This is a genomic window from Bartonella sp. MF74HXZ, from assembly GCF_042194445.1.
In the GTDB taxonomy this organism is placed as follows: domain Bacteria; phylum Pseudomonadota; class Alphaproteobacteria; order Rhizobiales; family Rhizobiaceae; genus Bartonella; species Bartonella grahamii.
Genome location: NZ_JBHIMW010000028.1, coordinates 1 through 792 on the forward strand (window position 1 = coordinate 1; position 792 = coordinate 792).

2 protein-coding genes are annotated in these 792 nt (G+C 42.3%); both read left to right on the top strand.

The genetic code is table 11. The features are described 5' to 3' along the window. Window positions 1–609 (top strand): phage tail sheath family protein (locus ACFIJ8_RS08445; RefSeq protein ID WP_375639387.1); only part of this gene is annotated, 609 nt, incomplete at its 5' end. After that, window positions 609–792 (top strand): phage major tail tube protein (locus ACFIJ8_RS08450; protein WP_375639388.1); only part of this gene is annotated, 184 nt, incomplete at its 3' end. The genes ACFIJ8_RS08445 and ACFIJ8_RS08450, both read left to right, overlap by 1 nt.

The following is a 792-nucleotide window of genomic DNA, read 5'->3' on the forward strand; positions in this document are numbered from 1 at the left end:
CTTATTGACCCTTTTGTAAAGGTGAATCGTGATGGAAAAATCATAGAACAGCCAGCAAGTGCAGCAGTTGCAGGTGTCATTGCCAAAACTGATTTTACACACGGTTTTTGGCATTCACCTTCAAACAAAGTGATCAATGGCATTGTTGGTATTGCACGCCCCATTGATTTTTCCATTGGGGACAGATCAAGCCGTGCCAACCTTCTTAATGAACAAAACATCACAACCATTATTCGCGAAAATGGCTATCGTCTCTGGGGCAATCGCACACTCTCAAGCGATACAAAATTTGCTTTTTTATCCGTGGTACGCACCGCAGATATGATCAATGATGCTATTTTGCGCGGACATCTATGGGCTGTCGACCGCAATATTAAAAAAACCTACATGCATGATGTCAGTGAAAGCGTCAATGCTTATTTGCGTGATTTAAAAGCGCAAGGCGCTATTCTTGGTGGACGCTGTACACCTGATCTAGAGCTTAATACAGCAAGCGCTATTGAAAGTGGAAAAGTCAATTTCAATGTGGAATTTACCCCCACAACACCCGCAGAACACATCACGTTCCGTTCACATATCATCAATGATTACCTAGAGGAGATCTTTTAATGACCGTACCCGTATTACCAAGAGTTTTGAAATATTTTAACATTTTTGTCGACGGCATTCCCTATCAAGCAAAATGTGAAAGTGTCACCCTACCGAATTTGAGTTTGGTCGTTGAAAGTTATCGCGGTGGTGGCATGGATAGTTCCATTGAGGTTGATCTTGGCCTTGAAACTCTCACGCTTA